Origin of the sequence: Novosphingobium sp. MMS21-SN21R (genome assembly GCF_031846015.1) — a bacterium.
In the GTDB taxonomy this organism is placed as follows: Bacteria; Pseudomonadota; Alphaproteobacteria; order Sphingomonadales; family Sphingomonadaceae; genus Novosphingobium.
On record NZ_JAVRDU010000001.1, the window covers coordinates 1,894,774 to 1,910,531 of the forward strand.

The window sequence follows — 15,758 nt, forward strand, 5'->3', positions numbered from 1 at the left end:
CAATGAACGACGATCTGCCCCTTAGCCATGAAGACGTTGCCGAGATTGCGGCGATTCTCGAGAAGTCCGGTTACCGCGAACTGGATCTGGCCACGCGCCGGTTCCGTCTGCGCGTAGCCAAAGGCGACGATGCCGGTGGCGGCTTGACGCAAGAATGGCAATGGGCCGGGGCTGCGGGCGAAGTTGCCAGCGGTGCGGCTGCGGCCGAAGCCGATCCTGATGCGATCTGCTCACCCTTGCCCGGCACTTTCTATCATTCGCCGCAGCCCGGTGCCCCGCCTTTCATCAAGCCGGGCGACACCGTTGGCCCTGAGACCGTAATTGGCATCGTCGAAACGATGAAGCTGATGAATCCGGTCCACGCGGGACGCAGCGGCACCGTCTCCGACTTCGTCGTCGCGGACGGCACGCTTGTTGCCAAGGGCGATGCGTTGGTGCGCGTAAAATGACGTCAGGCACCATCAAACGGCTGTTCATCGCCAATCGGGGCGAAATTGCCCTGCGTATCGCGCGGACGGCCCGTCGCATGGGGATCGAAACCGTTCTCGGTGCGTCGGAAGCCGATGCGGCATCGTTGCCAGCGAAGTTCGTTGATCATGTCGCAATCGTCGGTCCCGGCCCCTCGTCGCAAGGCTACTTGTCGGTTGAGCGCGTGGTTGCCGCCGCAGTCGGTGCCGGATGTGACGCTGTTCATCCGGGCTACGGCTTCCTGTCCGAAAACGCTACTTTCGCACGTGCGGTTCTGGCTGCCGGGATGCGGTTCGTCGGCCCCGACATTGCTACGCTTGAAGGCATGGGTGACAAGCTTGCTGCCCGGGCGCTCGCAGTCGAGGCTGGCCTGCCGGTCCTGCCCGGTGGTGAGGCGGCAACTCGCGCCGACGTTCACACCCGCGCGGCGCAGACGGGCTACCCCCTCCTGCTCAAGGCGGTTTCGGGCGGCGGCGGCAAGGGCATGCGCCGGGTCGATCGCGCAGAGGATCTCGACACTGCGCTCGACATGGCACAGGCCGAGGCGCAGGCGGCGTTCGGCAATGCTGCGGTCTATGTCGAACGCTTCGTTGCGCGTGGTCGCCATGTGGAAGTGCAATTGCTGGGCGACGGCACCAGCGCGATCCACCTTGGCACGCGCGATTGCTCGATCCAGCGCCGGTTCCAGAAGCTGGTCGAGGAGGCCCCTGCCCCCGCCATGCCGGAAGCGGCACGCGCAGGTATCGAGGACGCGGCGGTGCGCCTTGCCCGGCACCTCGGTTATCGCGGTGCAGGCACAGCCGAATTCCTTGTCGATGCAGACGACTTTTCCTTCTTTTTCCTCGAGCTCAACGCGCGCATTCAGGTAGAGCATCCGGTCACTGAAGCGATCACCGGGGTCGATCTGGTCGAGCAGCAATTGCTCGTTGCGTCGGGCAAGTCGCTCGGCCTCACCCAGGCGATGATCCGTCCGGTTGGTCATGCCATCGAAGTGCGGATCAACGCCGAAGACCCTGATGCCGACTTCCGGCCATCACCGGGGACCGTTGCCCGGGCGGCTTGGCCTGCAGGCGAGGGTGTTCGCGTCGATAGCCACATCGGCAACGGTGGTGAAGTTCCGCCGTTCTACGATTCACTGATGGGCAAGCTGATTGTGCATGGTGCAACCCGGGAGCAGGCGGTTGAACGGCTCACCCGGGCCCTTGGCACCCTGCAGATCGACGGCTTGCCGACCACCACACCGCTTCACCGCCGCATCGTCAAAGACCCGCGCTTTATTGCCGGCGGTGTTGATACAGGCTTTCTTGCAGGGCTCGCCCAATGACCGAAATCAGACTTGTCGACGTCACCATGCGTGACGGCAACCAAAGCTTGTGGGGTGCAACCGGGCTGAATACCGCGCACATGCTCCAGGCAGCCGCGCTGACCGAGGCTTGCGGCTTCCGCGCGATAGACTTCACCTCGTCGAGCCATATGGCCGTGGCAGTGCGCTATTTCCAGAACAACCCTTGGGAGCGCCTGCGCCGGATGCATGCGGCGATGCCGACCACGCCACTGCAGTTCATCACCACGGGCCTGCGCTTCATCGCATGGCAGCAGGCGGACCCAGATTTCATGCGCCTCGTCTATCGCGCGCTGCAAACCAATGGCGTCGGTCGCTTCGTCCTGCTCGATCCGATGCACGAGGTTCCTGCGGTGATCGAGACGGCTCGCCTTGTGAAGGAGGAAGGTGACGCTGAAGTGATGTGCGCGCTGACCTTCACGCTGTCGGAAATTCACACCGACGCGTTCTACGCGAACTTTGCGCGCGAGGTCGGCAAAAGCCAGGACATCGACCTTTACTACATCAAGGATCCCGCCGGTCTGCTCAGCGTAGACCGTGCGCGAACGCTGGTTCCTGCGATCAAGGCCGCAATCGGGAACAAGCCGCTCGAAATTCACTCCCACACCACGGTCGGCCTCGGCATGATGTCGAGCCTCGAAGCGGCCAGACTCGGCATTTCGGCGATCCACGTTGGCGTCGGTCCGGGTGGCGACGGGTCCTCTCTACCTGAAGCCAACCGCATGGTCGCCAACCTCGAGGAAGCGGGCTTTTCCGTCGGAATCGACAAGCGCGCGCTCGCCCGCCTGACGGATTACTGGAACAGGGTGGCTAATGCCGAAGGGCTTCCATCAGGCCGACCGCAGAACTTCGATGCCAGCTTCCTGCGTCACCAGATTGCAGGTGGCGTGATGACCACAATTGCCCGTCAACTTGACGAACTCGGGCTGGCGGACAGGATGGGTGCAGTAATCGAAGAGACCGGTCAGGTTCGCGCCGATCTTGGCTATCCGATCATGGTCACGCCGTTCCCGCAAATGGTCATGACCCAGGCGCTCTACAATGTGATCGGCGACCGACGTTACGCGCAGGTTTCGGATCAGGTCATCCGCTACAGCATGGGCAAATTCGGCAAGCCGACCTCACCCATCAATTCAGAAGTCCTGGCCACCATAATGGACCGCCCCCGCTCCCGCGAACTGGAAAATGAACCTCTGTTCCCCGCACTCGCCGACTTGCGTCGCCAATTCGGCGCAGATCTTCCAGACGAGGAATTCCTGCTTCGCGCGGTCATGCCGGGGGAACAGGTTGATGCCATGCTAGCCGCGGGTCGCTCGCGATCCACTTACACCCCGGAAGCTGCACCGATCATTTCCCTGCTTCGCCAATTGGCCGCAAAACCCGACGCGCGAGACATCGTGGTCGAGCGTGGGAGTTTCCGCATGGCCCTTCACGCTGGAGCATCGCTTTGACAATTTCCCCCGATTTCAAGGCCCGCCTCAAGGATGCGGCAGGTTATATCTTCGACATGGACGGCACCATCGCGCTGGGCGACGCGAAGAGCGGCGGCCACCGCGCTCTTCCGCACGCCATCGAAGTGCTGGAAACACTCAAGGCGAACGGTACGCCCTATGTGGTGTTCACCAATGGCACTGCCAAGCCTCCGGCAACGTATGCCGCTTCGCTGCGCGCGGCTGGCTTCCCGGTTGATGACCACCTTATGCTCACCCCATCGTCTTCGGCGGCGGTCTGGTTAGCCAAGAACGGCATGACCAAGGTGCGCGTTCTGGGCAATGCCGGATGTGCCGCTCCGCTGGTCGATGCCGGTCTCGAAGTGGTCGGACCCTCGGAGGAAGCAGAAGGCGTCCATGCCGTATACACGGGCTGGTTCCGCGAATTCGACTTCGCTGCTCTGGAGGCCGGATGCCACTCGCTATGGCACGGCGCAAAGCTGGTGACGGCCAGCAACGTGCCGTTTTTCGCCACCGAGAACGGGCGCGCAATCGGGGCAAGCTACCCGATCAACGCCATGCTCACCGCCATGACCGCCAAGCGCCCGCGTATTCTTGGCAAGCCTTCTCGCGTGGCGTTCGAGACGGCCATGGCCGTAATGGGGCTGCCGCGTTCGGCAACGAAGGACGTCGTCGTGGTCGGCGATGATCCGGCGCTGGAGATGCGCATGGCCAATACCGTAGGAGCGCACTCGCTGGGCCTCGCTACCGGCATCATGGCTTCCGATGATGCTCTTCCCGAGAAGGATCGCCCCTCTATCCTGCTGTCCAATCTCGAGCCTCTGCTGCAGCTGCTCTAGCAGCCTTTCGGCAGTCGCGGACGCCGCCTATTCGGTCATCACCGGTTCAGCGGGTCCGCGGCCCGAACGCCACAGGTAGAGGCCTGCGCAAACGATCACCACTGCGCCCACGGCGGATAGCAGATCCGGGCGCTCGCCAAACAGCACCCACCCGAACGCGCCGGCCATCAGCAATTGCACGTAAGTCATCGGCGCGATTGTCGCGGCCCCTGCCCTCGTCGTTGCCAAATAGATCAGCGCATGGGCCATGGTCGCGCTGACAGCTATCATAGCGCATCTCAGAACGACCGATGTTTGCGGTAGCGGCACTGCGAGACGCTCTATCCCACTGAAATGCCCGGCAACGGTCATCGCGATCAAGCAGCTTGCGCCGATGACCGCCACGTTGAACTGCATCGACAACGCGCTGCCCGTGCCTGCGACACGGCGGTTGGCGATGATTAGCAGAGCCATGCACGTCGCAGAAACGATTGGCAGGAGCGCAGCCCATCCGAACAGACTGAAATTCGGCCTGAGGATGAGCAGGACGCCTGCAAAAGCCACTCCGCACGCAATCCATGTTTCGCGGCGAAGAGGTTCTTTCAGAACGAGCGCGGCAAGCAGTGAGGTGATCATCGGGCTGGTGAACGAGATCGCTGTTGCCTCGCCGATGGGCATCAATTGCACGGCGCTGAAGAATGCCACCGCCGAGGTTCCGACGCTGACCCCGCGCAGGATCTGCCAGCGCAGCCTGGGAAATGTGAACCCGGCGCGTCCTTCCTTGACGCCGAGCGCAATGCCGAGACCGATCGCGCCGAATACGTAGCGCAAGGCTGCAATTGCCGTTCCCGGCCACAATCCTGCCATGCCCTTGACCGCAGCATCGCCGACCGAAAAAAGCGCAAAGCCGAACAGGGCGAAGACCAGCGCCGATTTTTGACTGTCCTGCAAATGTGCTGCTCCGAAGGGTTGCCCGACCTGGCAACGTTGTCGGACCTACTTCGGCTTTGACCCGCAAACCAGACCTGATTGCAGTTCCGGACTCTTTACCGGGAGTTAACCACGACTCCCTATCACCCCTGATTGACGAGCCGCCACTTTGCGCACGGGACGGGGTAGAATGACCAAGCTAATCATCCAGATTCCATGCCTCAACGAAGCTGAAAGCCTGCCGGACACGCTGGTGGCGTTGCCTCGCGTCATTCCCGGAATCGACCAGATCGAGATATTGATCATCGACGACGGCAGCAGCGACGGCACGGCAGACGTCGCGCGCCGTTTCGGCGCACACCACATCGTCCAGCACCGCCGCAATCGCGGGCTTGCTGCTGCTTTCCAGAGCGGAATCGACGCAGCCTTGGCCGCTGGGGCTGATATCATCGTCAACACCGATGCCGATGGCCAGTACGTCGGCGAGGACATCGCCAAGCTGGTCGCGCCCATCGTTGCTCGGGAAGCCGATATCGTGATCGGGGATCGCGGTGTTGGCCGCAACGAGCACTTCGGCCCGTTCAAGCAGCTTCTGCAACGGCTCGGCAGTGCGGTTGTACGAAATCTTTCGCGCACTGACGTGACCGACGCCGTCAGCGGTTTCCGTGCGATCAGTCGGACAGTGGCGCAACGGATCACCATCACCACTGAGTTCAGCTATACGACTGACATGCTGATCCAGGCGGGACGCAAGCGTTTCAAGATCGTCAGCGTGCCGATCCGCACCAACCAGACTATGCGCCCGTCGCGCCTGTTCAGTTCCATCCCGCAGTTCATCTCGCGCCAGTTGCTGACGATGGGCCGGGCCTACGCAACCTACAATCCGCTGCGAACTTTTGCGGTCATCGGCGGACTCCTGGCCTTGGTCGGCTTCCTGCCATTGCTCCGCTTCCTGGCCCTCTGGGCGATGGGAGACGGTGACGGCCACGTTCAGTCGCTCGTGATCGGCGGCGCCATGCTCGTGCTGGGCGCACTGACCGGGTTGATGGGGGTGCTGGCTGAACTGATTGGCGCCAACCGGAAGCTGCTTGAAGCATCGCTGCACAAGCTTCGCATGCTTGAAGAGCGCATCGAGAGCTTCGATAATCCACCGGCCCATTCCGGTGCAGACAACGCAGGAAGTGCCTGGAAACGCCGCGCATGACCATGCCGGTTGCAGGTGACAAGGCCGGCAGCAAGGACTCATCCTGGGTTTTAGCGGCGCTTGGCGTGGTCTTGCTCCTTCAGGTAGAACTGGTGTGGAACCGCCCGGTGAACTGGGACGAGTTCTTTCATCTCAGCGAAGCGCACGCGTTTGCACGCGGCGAACTGCATGAACTGCTGCAGGTATTCTATGCGCGGGCATTCTTCTGGCTTGCCTCGCTCGGAATCGATGCGGTTGATCAGATCCGCCTGGCGCGGTTCTTTATGCTTGCCTGCGAGCTTGTCACGTGTTGCTCGATCTTTGCCATTTCCCGGCGGTTCGTGAATGCCACGACCGCGCTTCTGGCGACCCTTTCCTACGTCACGGCGGGATACGTGCTGCAGCATGGCATGTCTTTCCGCGCCGATCCCATGGCCGCTGCCTGCCTGATGGGAGCCTTGTGGATCTTACTGCGCCACAAGCTGTCGGTCACCGCGATAACCGGTGCTGCCATTCTAATCGCCATTGGCTTCACGGTCACCATAAAGATCGTGCTTTACGCTCCTGCCTTCGTGGCTATCGCGTGGCTGCGCTGGCACGATGGCAGTGACAGGCGCGAACTCCTGCGCAAAGGCGCTGCGTTCATAGCGCTCAGTTTGGTATTCTCGGGACTGTTCACATGGCTTGGGTGGCTGACGCTTCCGGTGGCTCCACCGCCCGCAGCGCGCGAAGCTGGACGCAGCCTTTCCTCGTCGGGCAAGATGATGTTCGATCTTGGGCTGTTTCCGCGCGGCCCCTATCTCATTGGGGCTATTTTCAGTGCTCCTCTGCTGGCACTGATAACGATCAGAACGGCAATCATGCTCGCTCGCAAAAGTACGGCGCCAGAGCGCAACCTTCGCATCGCCGCCTGGCTGCTTTTGGCAACGATTGGCTGTGTATCGTTTTATGCGAACAGCTTTCCCTATTTCTACGCCTTTATCCTGCCGCCGGTTGCGGTGGCAGGCGCGGTTGGGCTCGCTGCGATGCAGGAGAGCCTGGGCACGCGGATTCTGCTCGCAGCGATGCTTGTTCAGGCAGCAATTTCAAGCTTTGCAACGCCGCGCGAAGTTCTGCCCGCACAAAAGCAGATGCTGGTCGCGGTCCACGAAGTTTTCCCCGAGCCGGTCGCCTATTTCGACTTTCCGGGAATGGTGCCTGATTTCCGCAAGGCGAACCTGTTCATGACCGTTTGGGGCATTCGCAAGTACCGCGCAGGGCTTGAGCCTACAATGGCTGAAGTTGCCCGTGAACAAGTGGTGCCCTTGCTGATCGTCAATCAGGAACCGCTCGTTCGCAACCAGTCGGACCGTGCAGGCGCATGGGAACTGAAGCCGGAAGACCGCATCCTGCTCAAGGACGGTTATGTTCCGCATTGGGGTCCGCTCTGGGTTGCAGGACACACGTTCGCGCCGCAATCGGCACCTGCCAACTTTACCGTCTATGCGCCAGGCAACTACACTGTTGAAGGCGCAGCAGCGACAATCGACGGGGTCATGTTCGGCAAAGGAGCAGTCATGCGTCTCGGCCGGGGCAGCCACGTGCTGCAGCATTCGTCATCGCAGGGCGTCACGCTCCGCTGGGGTGACCACCTCCCCCGCCCGCGCCAGCTTTATACCGGCATTCCGGTCTTGAAGGACTTCTGATCAGGCCTGGCGTGCACGCAGCAGGGCGACCACGCCGAAAAGGACATCGCCCATGATCGAGGCGATCCGCAGCGCAAGCACACAGGCCAGCAACGGTCCGGCAGGAAACTGTGAGCCGGCGAGTGCCAGCAATGCAGCTTCGCGCACGCCCAGACCTCCCGGCGCCACCGGCACGAGAAACCCCGCCAACCACGCCATCAGAAACAGCGCACCAAACAGGCCTAGCGGCGCTCCTGTCGGCAGCAACGCCGCCCCAACGACGGCGGCAGAGGCAGCGAAGCAGGCAAAGGCGCCAAACTGCAGCGCGGCAGCGCGCACCAGTCCAGCCTTGGCGCGCAATGCCAGATAGGCTGCTCCGGCAATTGCGGCGCCGCCGATCCACGGCATTTCGACCACAGCGACACTTATGCCCGCAGCAACCATGCTCGCCGGCACGTGAAGGCCGATCTCGGTCAAGCTCGCCTTCGCCAGCACGCTATGCGACAATCCTGCAGCCGCGCCTTCGACCTGCCTGCTGGCATATTGAAAGACGGAGCCGGGAAGATACTTGGCCAGCACTCCGCGCCCGTAAAGGGCATCGACCTGACGGGGCCGCATCTGTTCAGTCGCCGCAGCAAGAACCAACCAGGCGTTGCTCAGCAGCTTGTCGGACAAGGCAAACAGGCAGGGCGCTGCCGCCAGGGCGCCCGCAAGTGGCCACGATGCCTGCGCGGCCAGTTGGCCGGGATCCAGTGCGGCAATCCGGTGCCCGATAAAACCGGCGCAGGCGGTCACGACAAGCGCGCCGCCCCACCGGGCAGCGCGCTTGCGAAACTTGGTATTATCAGGACCGGCAGAGGGATACTGCCGCTTGACCTCAGCCATGCAGGATGCTGGTAAAATCGGGATAAGGCACGCAGTAGGAGCGGCCAAAATGGCGGTCTTCCTTCAACCCGCATGCCTTTATGGCACTGCGATAGCGGCGACGCCCTGTGTCGTCGAACAGAACAAGACCGCCGGTCTTCAGGAATGGCAAGGCCTGAGCGAGACACGCGTTGCGGTCACGCCCATCTACCACGATCAAATCGAACTGGCCGCCTGCTTCGGCGATTGCGCTGACATACCCCGGACCGGAAAGGTCGCGGTGCCAGAGCCGCACGTTGGCGCGATCGGCAATAAGCTCTCCAAGGCGCGCGTGCCAGCCGGCGTGATGCTCGACGCTGATGACTTCACGTGCGCGGCGCGAAAGCCATGCGGTGCTGGCGCCTGATCCGTATTCAAAGACGCGCGCGTCGGGACGGGCGGCCAGAAACGCGTCGATTTCGCGCGTCGCAGCGACATTCCACCACGGGCAATCAAGCGGGATCATGCGCTCCGGCTGATGAATGGCCAGAAGCGAGGCCAGCCAGCGGCGACCACCCCAAGGGTCGGACTTCACAGCCGCTTGCCAGAAACCCTCAAGCAACGGCAACTCGGCTATAGCCTGCGCTGACGCTGAATAGACCTGTTTGGCAGCTTGCATGAATTTACCCCCGTCACATTCGCCTGTCCAATCGAATACCCAGGGCGCGTTAAGATAGCACTAACGATGTTTCGCAACATATCCGGCACCATGGTGACAGCGTGATCGTCGTTAGCAAATCTTCAAAGTTTCGCAGGTAATTACCAAGGCAACACACGGATCATCGCCCGAAAAGGCGAATGCATGGTCTTGAACCGGACGGGAATTGTAGATGAGTGCTTTCGGGCGAAAGAACGGGATCGCTGGGACGTCTGGCAGCGCACGGTCGTCATTCGGCATCGCACGTCCCATGAAGGGTGGTGAACAGAGCGCCCCGTCCACGCCGCAAAACTCGGTTCCCATGCCGATGCCCATGGGTGGCGATCAGTTCCCGCCCCTCCCCGATCTCGATCAGGTCGATAGCCCGGTAAACGCAGCATCGCTCAAGGCCGATGCGCTGACCCGTCTGGCCGACCGCGCCAACGGCGTGAACGAGGGCAACTATCAGGCCGAAGGCTTCGAGGCCTCGGTTCACAAGATCAAGGAACAGGTGCTGCCGCGTCTGCTGGAACGCGTCGATCCCGAAGCTGCGGCCACGCTGACCAAGGAAGAGTTGTCGGAAGAGTTCCGTCCGATCATCCTTGAAGTGCTGGCCGAACTGAAGGTCACGCTAAACCGCCGCGAACAGTTCGCGCTGGAAAAGGTGCTGATCGACGAACTGCTCGGTTTCGGTCCGCTCGAAGAACTGCTCAACGATCCTGACATCTCGGATATCATGGTCAACGGACCGGAGCAGACTTATATCGAAAAGAAGGGCAAGCTCGTGCTCGCCCCGATCCGTTTCCGTGACGAAAGCCACCTGTTCCAGATCGCCCAGCGCATCGTCAACCAGGTCGGCCGCCGCGTCGACCAGACCACGCCGCTGGCCGATGCCCGCCTGAAAGACGGCAGCCGCGTCAACGTGATCGTACCGCCGCTCAGCTTGCGCGGCACCGCGATCTCGATTCGTAAGTTTTCCGAAAAGCCGATCACCATCGACATGCTGCGCGATTTCGGCTCGATGTCGGACAAGATGGCGACCTGCCTAAAGATCGCCGGTGCTTGCCGCATGAACGTGGTCATCTCGGGCGGCACCGGTTCGGGCAAGACGACCATGCTCAACGCGCTGTCGAAGATGATCGATCCGGGCGAGCGCGTGCTGACCATCGAAGACGCCGCCGAACTTCGCCTGCAGCAGCCGCACTGGCTGCCGCTCGAAACACGCCCGCCGAACCTCGAAGGTCAAGGCGCGATCACCATCGGTGACCTTGTAAAGAACGCCCTGCGTATGCGTCCCGACCGCATCATCCTGGGCGAAATCCGTGGCGCAGAATGCTTCGATCTGCTCGCGGCAATGAACACCGGCCATGATGGCTCGATGTGCACACTTCACGCCAACTCCCCGCGCGAATGCCTTGGGCGTATGGAAAACATGATCCTGATGGGGGACATCAAGATCCCCAAGGAAGCCATCTCGCGCCAGATCGCGGAATCGGTCGACCTCATCGTGCAGGTCAAGCGCCTGCGCGACGGTTCACGCCGCACGACCAATGTCACCGAGGTGATCGGCATGGAAGGCGACGTTATCGTGACGCAGGAACTGTTCAAGTTCGAGTATCTCGACGAAACCGACGAAGGCAAGATCATCGGCGAGTTCCGCTCGTCGGGCCTGCGTCCTTATACCTTGGAAAAAGCGCGCCAGTTCGGTTTCGATCAGGCTTATCTGGAAGCCTGCCTCTAGGGTCAGGACCTATTACCTGCGCCTTCGAGGTTTGAAGCAAAATGGCCTGATGCAAGGCGGATGGGCGCAGGAATAGCCATTCTATTTCAAGCCCATCCAACGCAGCAGCTGGCCATTTTGGTCAAATCCCTGCGGGACGCCGGAATGGCTTCAATCCCGGCCAGATACTCGCTTGGAAAGGCAACCAGCCTTCCCGGCGCGAGTATCCGCCCGATATGTTCGCCATTCCGACGCCTCGAAGGCGCAGGTAATAAGTCCTGACCCTAAGCAGCAAACCACTCCCTCGCCGCCAGTCCGACAAGCAGGACGGCGGTGAGGAAAGCGATCAGATAGATCACTGTCCAGGGCATGAAGCCCACCGCATCAAGATTGGTGCGGTGCAGGCGCCGTCGGTCGGCCCAGACGGCGATCAGTGCGATGGTAAGGGCTAGCGCACCTGCGGCGGCGTGAAACTCCCAGATGCGCGCGAACCAGTCTTCCATGGCGGGCCACATGGGTAGTTAGGGACTTGATCGCAAGGGGCCATGGCGTATGGGCGTTCCATGCCCTCGCATGACCGCCCGATGTTCGCGCTTGCGTTGCGCCTTCTTGCCACAGTGATGTTTTCCGTCATGCTGCTGCTGGTCAAGCTGACCGGCGAGCGGGGGATCGCGCTGCCAGAAACGCTGTTTTGGCGACAGTTCCTTCCCGCCATCGCCATCTTTGGATGGCTGTTGGCACGCGGTCAGTTGCACCGCCTGAAAACGCAGCGTCCCTGGATTCATGCGCGGCGGGCGTTGATCGGCGGCACTGGCATGTTCCTGACGCTTGGCGTGGTCCGCGTCCTGCCGTTGGCTGAGGCGACCGTGTTGGTTTACCGCACCGATGTTCGCGGTGATCCTTTCGGCGCTGCTGCTCAAGGAAAAGGTCGGCGCTTGGCGCTGGTCGGCAGTGACGATCGGATTGCTTGGCGTATTGATCATTGCAGGGCCAGACACCGGCAACTTGCCCTTGGTCGGCGTCGCCATCGGGATCGGCGCTGCCTTCATGGTCGCGCTTGTCACGGTTCAGGTCAGGGATCTTGGGCGGACCGAAGAACCGCTGACCGTGGTGTTCTACTTTTCCGCTTTCAGTGCGCCACTGCTTGGGCTCTTCCTGTTTAAGACCGGAGCGAGCCACGATTCGATGGGGTGGTTGATGCTGGGAGGCATCGGGATCACGGGCCTTGCCGCCCAGATCGCGATGACGGCATCGCTGCGTTATGCTTCCGTTTCCAGCGTGATCGTTGTGGACTACATCCAACTGGCCTGGGCAACGTTCTGGGGATGGCTCATTTTCGATCACTTGCCGCCGTCTTCGACATGGGTCGGAGCACCGGTGATCATCGGCGCCAGTCTGGTGATCGTCTGGCGCGAACACGGTCAGGGCAAGCCGCCAAAGGCCTCGGCGGAACCGGTCAGCCCATAGAGCGTTTGCTTTTCGTCCAGTCCATCGAAGCGCCCGCGCCTCGATTCACGTTTCGAAAGGTGATCACCATGATCCGCAAGTTCTTTTACGCCACGATGATGGGTGGCCTGCTTCTCGGTGCCACGGCCTGCAACACCGTCAAGGGTGCTGGAGACGATCTCAAGTCCGTTTCCAAGACCACCGAAGAAGCGATCAACTAAGGTCGCGCTTCATTTAAAACGAAAAGGCCGCCGGGAATACCCGAGCGGCCTTTTCTTCGTCAGGCAGGCTTATAGACCAGCTTCGGCTTGCGCGCGGCCAACGTTTCGTCGAGCCGCCGCCGAGGTGCCAGATGCGGTGCGGACTTGAGCAACTGGTCCCCCGCCCTTGCCCGCTCGGCCAGCGAGCGCATGGCCCCGATGAATTGGTCCAGCCCCGCCTTGCTTTCGGTTTCAGTGGGTTCAACCAGCATGGCGCCGTGCACCACAAGCGGGAAGTAGACCGTCATCGGATGATAACCCTCGTCGATAAGGCCCTTGGCCAAGTCGATCGTCGAGAATCCCTCGGCAAAGCCATCGTCTGAGAACAGCGCTTCGTGCATGCACGGACCTGCTCCGCCGAACGGCGCATCCAGCACGTCGTCAAGTCTGCGCAACACGTAATTCGCGTTGAGCACCGCATCGCTCGAAACCTGGCGCAACCCGTCAGCGCCATGGCTGAGAATATAAGCAAGCGCGCGCGTGAACATGCCCATCTGGCCATGGAACGCACACATGCGCCCGAATGCCTGCGGATGCTCCTCGTTTGCCTGCTCCTCCTCGATCAACCGGATGCTGCCATCGGGCTGACGCGCCGTGAATGGAAGCGGCCCGAACGGGCTGAGCGCTTCGGACAGGACGACAGGACCAGACCCTGGACCGCCACCGCCATGCGGAGTCGAAAACGTCTTGTGCAGATTGATGTGCATGGCATCGACCCCAAGGTCACCCGGCCGAACCCGGCCGACGATGGCATTGAAGTTCGCACCATCGCAGTAAACGTAGCCGCCTGCCGCATGAACCGCGTCGGCGATGGTCTTGAGATCGCGTTCGAACAGCCCGCAAGTATTGGGGTTGGTGATCATCACGCCCGCCACATCCGGACCAAGGCGCGCAGTCAGTGCAGCGAGATCGACGCGGCCTTCCGGCGTGGCAGGGATGTTCTCGACACGGTAGCCAGCGAATGCTGCCGTGGCCGGGTTGGTGCCATGCGCGCTTTCGGGAACAAGGATTACCTCTCGCGGATCACCCTTGGCCTCTAGCGCGGCGCGAATGCACAGCAGCCCGCACAGTTCGCCATGCGCCCCAGCCTTGGGTGTCATCGCAACCCCATGCATGCCCGTAAGCCTGATCAGCCAGTGGGCCAGTTCGTTGATGGCACCCAGCGCGCCCTGCACGGTATGGACCGGCTGCAAGGGGTGGACATCGGCAAAACCCGGCATCCGTGCGACCTTCTCGTCAAGCCGGGGATTGTGCTTCATCGTACACGATCCGAGCGGGAACAGGCCAAGATCGATGGCATAGTTCTGGCGCGACAGGCGGGTGTAATGGCGAACCGTTTCAGGCTCTGACAAACCGGGAAGATCGGCACGGTGGCTGCGGGCGAGCGGGCCAAGGGCGGTCAGGTCGATGTCACCCACGTCATCGAAATCGACGCCCGAGCGATCGGGCGAGCCAAGCTCGAACAACAGCGCTTCTTCCAGTTGAAGCGCGCGATTTCCAGTGAAAGTCTGGATTGCGTCAGCAGGAGACGTACCGCCCATGGCCGGACGCCAGCCCGAAGGGTTGAGCTCGTTCATGCCAGCACCTCCGTGAGCGCCGTGGCCAGCGCTTCGATATCGTCTTCGCTCGTGCATTCGGTCGCTGCCACCAGCAGTGCACCAGAAAGGCTGCCCACCTGCGGGTAGAGCCGGCCCATTGAGACGCCGCCCAGCACTTGCCGGTCTGCGAGATCACGCACGACCTGTCGCGCATCCTTGGGCAGTGTCACCACGAATTCGTTGAAATAGTGCCGGTTCACCACGGTGACGCCGGGGATCATGGCAAGTCGCTCCGCCGTCTGCCGCGCACGCAGGTGGCTGAGCTTCGCCATCTTCATCAACCCTTCCCCGCCAAGCAAGGTCATGTGGATCGAGAACGCCAGCGCACACAGCCCCGAATTGGTGCAGATGTTGCTGGTCGCCTTCTCGCGGCGAATATGCTGTTCGCGCGTAGACAGCGTCAGCACGAAACCACGCTTGCCGTCGGCATCCACGGTCTCGCCACACAGGCGGCCGGGGATCTGGCGCAGGAACTTCTCACGGCAACCGAACAGGCCGAGATAAGGCCCGCCGAATTGCAGGCCGACGCCGATCGACTGGCCCTCGCCCACGACGATATCGGCGCCGAGACTGCCAGGACTTTCCAACAAGCCAAGCGCGACCGGTTCGGTGACGACTGCGATCAGCAGAGCGCCCTTGGCCTGAACCGCTGCTGCAATGGCGCCAAGATCGGGAATCCGGCCCAGAACATCAGGGTACTGCACGACGACGCAAGATGTTGCGCCATCAATCTTTGCGATCAAGGCTGCATCGTCCGGATCGGTGGTCAGTTCAGGCGCGCTGGCGTCCAGAAAGTCGCCGGTGAACTTCGCCATCGTCCGCGCGGTTTCGACGTAGTGCGGATGCAGGCCTGAGGACAGGATCGCCTTCTTTCGCTTGGTGATCCGCGCCGCCATGGCGATGGCTTCCCAGCAAGCGGTCGAGCCATCGTAAAGCGAGGCATTGGCGACGTCGGTGCCGAACAGGCGCGCTACCTGCGTCTGGAATTCGAACAGCACCTGCAGCGTGCCCTGCGCGATTTCGGGCTGGTAGGGCGTGTAGGCGGTCAGGAACTCGCCGCGCTGGATCAGGTGATCGACACTGGCGGGGACGTGGTGACGATAGGCTCCGGCACCCAGGAAGAAAGGCACAGAACCTGCGGTGATGTTGTTTGCGGATAGGCGCGCCATGTGGCGTTCGACCGCCATTTCGCTGGCGTGGTTCGGCAGGCCGGAAATCGGGTCGGACAGGCGTGCTTCGGCTGGAACATCGGCGAACAACTCGTCGATGGAACCAGCACCAATTACCGAGAGCATCGCGCTTCGGTCCGCATCGGTCAGGGGAAGATAGCGCATCGGA

Annotated in this window: 16 protein-coding genes; 9 read left to right on the forward strand and 7 right to left on the reverse strand. The window is 61.8% G+C overall.

Going from position 1 to position 15,758, the window contains the following annotated elements:
* Positions 1-2: 2 nt before the first annotated feature.
* Genes RM192_RS09155 through RM192_RS09170 form a run of 4 tightly spaced genes read left to right on the forward strand, consistent with a single transcriptional unit; the run spans position 3 to position 4,100 of the window.
* Complete coding sequence (locus RM192_RS09155; protein WP_311507228.1) at positions 3-449, forward strand: biotin/lipoyl-containing protein; 447 nt, start codon at positions 3-5, stop codon at positions 447-449.
* Entirely contained in the window at positions 446-1,792 is a 1,347-nt protein-coding gene (locus RM192_RS09160; RefSeq protein WP_311507229.1) for a biotin carboxylase N-terminal domain-containing protein, read from the forward strand. Before RM192_RS09155 ends, RM192_RS09160 begins: the two co-directional genes overlap by 4 nt.
* Positions 1,789-3,261, forward strand: a complete 1,473-nt coding sequence (locus RM192_RS09165) for a biotin carboxyl carrier protein (RefSeq protein WP_311507230.1) — start codon at positions 1,789-1,791, stop codon at positions 3,259-3,261. Before RM192_RS09160 ends, RM192_RS09165 begins: the two co-directional genes overlap by 4 nt.
* Positions 3,258-4,100, forward strand: coding sequence for an HAD hydrolase-like protein (locus tag RM192_RS09170; RefSeq protein ID WP_311507231.1), 843 nt, complete (start codon positions 3,258-3,260; stop codon positions 4,098-4,100). The genes RM192_RS09165 and RM192_RS09170 overlap by 4 nt, the downstream gene beginning before the upstream one ends.
* Before the next feature lie 27 nt (positions 4,101-4,127).
* Here the strand turns inward: RM192_RS09170 and RM192_RS09175 are convergent, their stop codons facing one another.
* A complete protein-coding gene (locus tag RM192_RS09175; RefSeq protein ID WP_311507232.1) occupies positions 4,128-5,030 on the reverse strand; it encodes a DMT family transporter in 903 nt (300 codons plus the stop codon).
* 169 nt (positions 5,031-5,199) lie between these two features.
* Here RM192_RS09175 and RM192_RS09180 point away from each other — a divergent pair, with 169 nt between their 5' ends.
* The gene (locus RM192_RS09180; protein ID WP_311507233.1) at positions 5,200-6,213 is read left to right on the forward strand and encodes a glycosyltransferase; all 1,014 of its coding nucleotides are present in this window, start codon (positions 5,200-5,202) and stop codon (positions 6,211-6,213) included.
* On the forward strand, positions 6,210-7,877 hold the full coding sequence (locus tag RM192_RS09185) for a glycosyltransferase family 39 protein (RefSeq protein ID WP_311507234.1): 1,668 nt from the start codon (positions 6,210-6,212) through the stop codon (positions 7,875-7,877). The genes RM192_RS09180 and RM192_RS09185 overlap by 4 nt, the downstream gene beginning before the upstream one ends.
* Here the strand turns inward: RM192_RS09185 and RM192_RS09190 are convergent, their stop codons facing one another.
* Both RM192_RS09190 and RM192_RS09195 read right to left on the reverse strand, forming a co-directional pair.
* A complete protein-coding gene (locus RM192_RS09190; RefSeq protein ID WP_311507235.1) occupies positions 7,878-8,741 on the reverse strand; it encodes a hypothetical protein in 864 nt (287 codons plus the stop codon).
* A complete protein-coding gene (locus tag RM192_RS09195; RefSeq protein WP_311507236.1) occupies positions 8,734-9,378 on the reverse strand; it encodes a class I SAM-dependent methyltransferase in 645 nt (214 codons plus the stop codon). The genes RM192_RS09190 and RM192_RS09195 overlap by 8 nt, the downstream gene beginning before the upstream one ends.
* 211 nt (positions 9,379-9,589) lie before the next feature.
* Between RM192_RS09195 and RM192_RS09200 the strand changes: the two genes are divergently transcribed.
* Positions 9,590-11,137, forward strand: a complete 1,548-nt coding sequence (locus tag RM192_RS09200; protein ID WP_311507237.1) for a CpaF family protein — start codon at positions 9,590-9,592, stop codon at positions 11,135-11,137.
* A gap of 263 nt (positions 11,138-11,400) precedes the next feature.
* Here the strand turns inward: RM192_RS09200 and RM192_RS09205 are convergent, their stop codons facing one another.
* On the reverse strand, positions 11,401-11,619 hold the full coding sequence (locus RM192_RS09205) for a hypothetical protein (RefSeq protein WP_311507238.1): 219 nt from the start codon (positions 11,617-11,619) through the stop codon (positions 11,401-11,403).
* A gap of 18 nt (positions 11,620-11,637) precedes the next feature.
* Entirely contained in the window at positions 11,638-12,099 is a 462-nt protein-coding gene (locus RM192_RS09210) for a hypothetical protein (protein WP_311507239.1), read from the reverse strand.
* Here RM192_RS09210 and RM192_RS09215 point away from each other — a divergent pair.
* Together RM192_RS09215 and RM192_RS09220 are read left to right on the forward strand one after the other, a co-directional pair.
* Positions 12,068-12,583, forward strand: coding sequence for a DMT family transporter (locus tag RM192_RS09215; protein WP_311507240.1), 516 nt, complete (start codon positions 12,068-12,070; stop codon positions 12,581-12,583). The genes RM192_RS09210 and RM192_RS09215 overlap by 32 nt on opposite strands.
* Positions 12,584-12,651: 68 nt before the next feature.
* A complete protein-coding gene (locus RM192_RS09220; RefSeq protein WP_311507241.1) occupies positions 12,652-12,783 on the forward strand; it encodes an Entericidin EcnA/B family protein in 132 nt (43 codons plus the stop codon).
* 59 nt (positions 12,784-12,842) lie between these two features.
* Here RM192_RS09220 and gcvPB read toward each other — a convergent pair whose 3' ends face one another.
* Both gcvPB and gcvPA read right to left on the reverse strand, forming a co-directional pair.
* Positions 12,843-14,399 carry an aminomethyl-transferring glycine dehydrogenase subunit GcvPB gene (gene gcvPB, locus RM192_RS09225; RefSeq protein WP_311507242.1) on the reverse strand — a complete coding sequence of 519 codons (1,557 nt, stop codon included), beginning with the start codon at positions 14,397-14,399 and terminating at the stop codon, positions 12,843-12,845.
* Positions 14,396-15,754: an aminomethyl-transferring glycine dehydrogenase subunit GcvPA gene (gene gcvPA, locus RM192_RS09230; RefSeq protein ID WP_311507244.1), complete on the reverse strand. Its 1,359-nt coding sequence runs from the start codon at positions 15,752-15,754 to the stop codon at positions 14,396-14,398. Before gcvPA ends, gcvPB begins: the two co-directional genes overlap by 4 nt.
* Between the last annotated feature and the right edge of the window lie 4 nt (positions 15,755-15,758).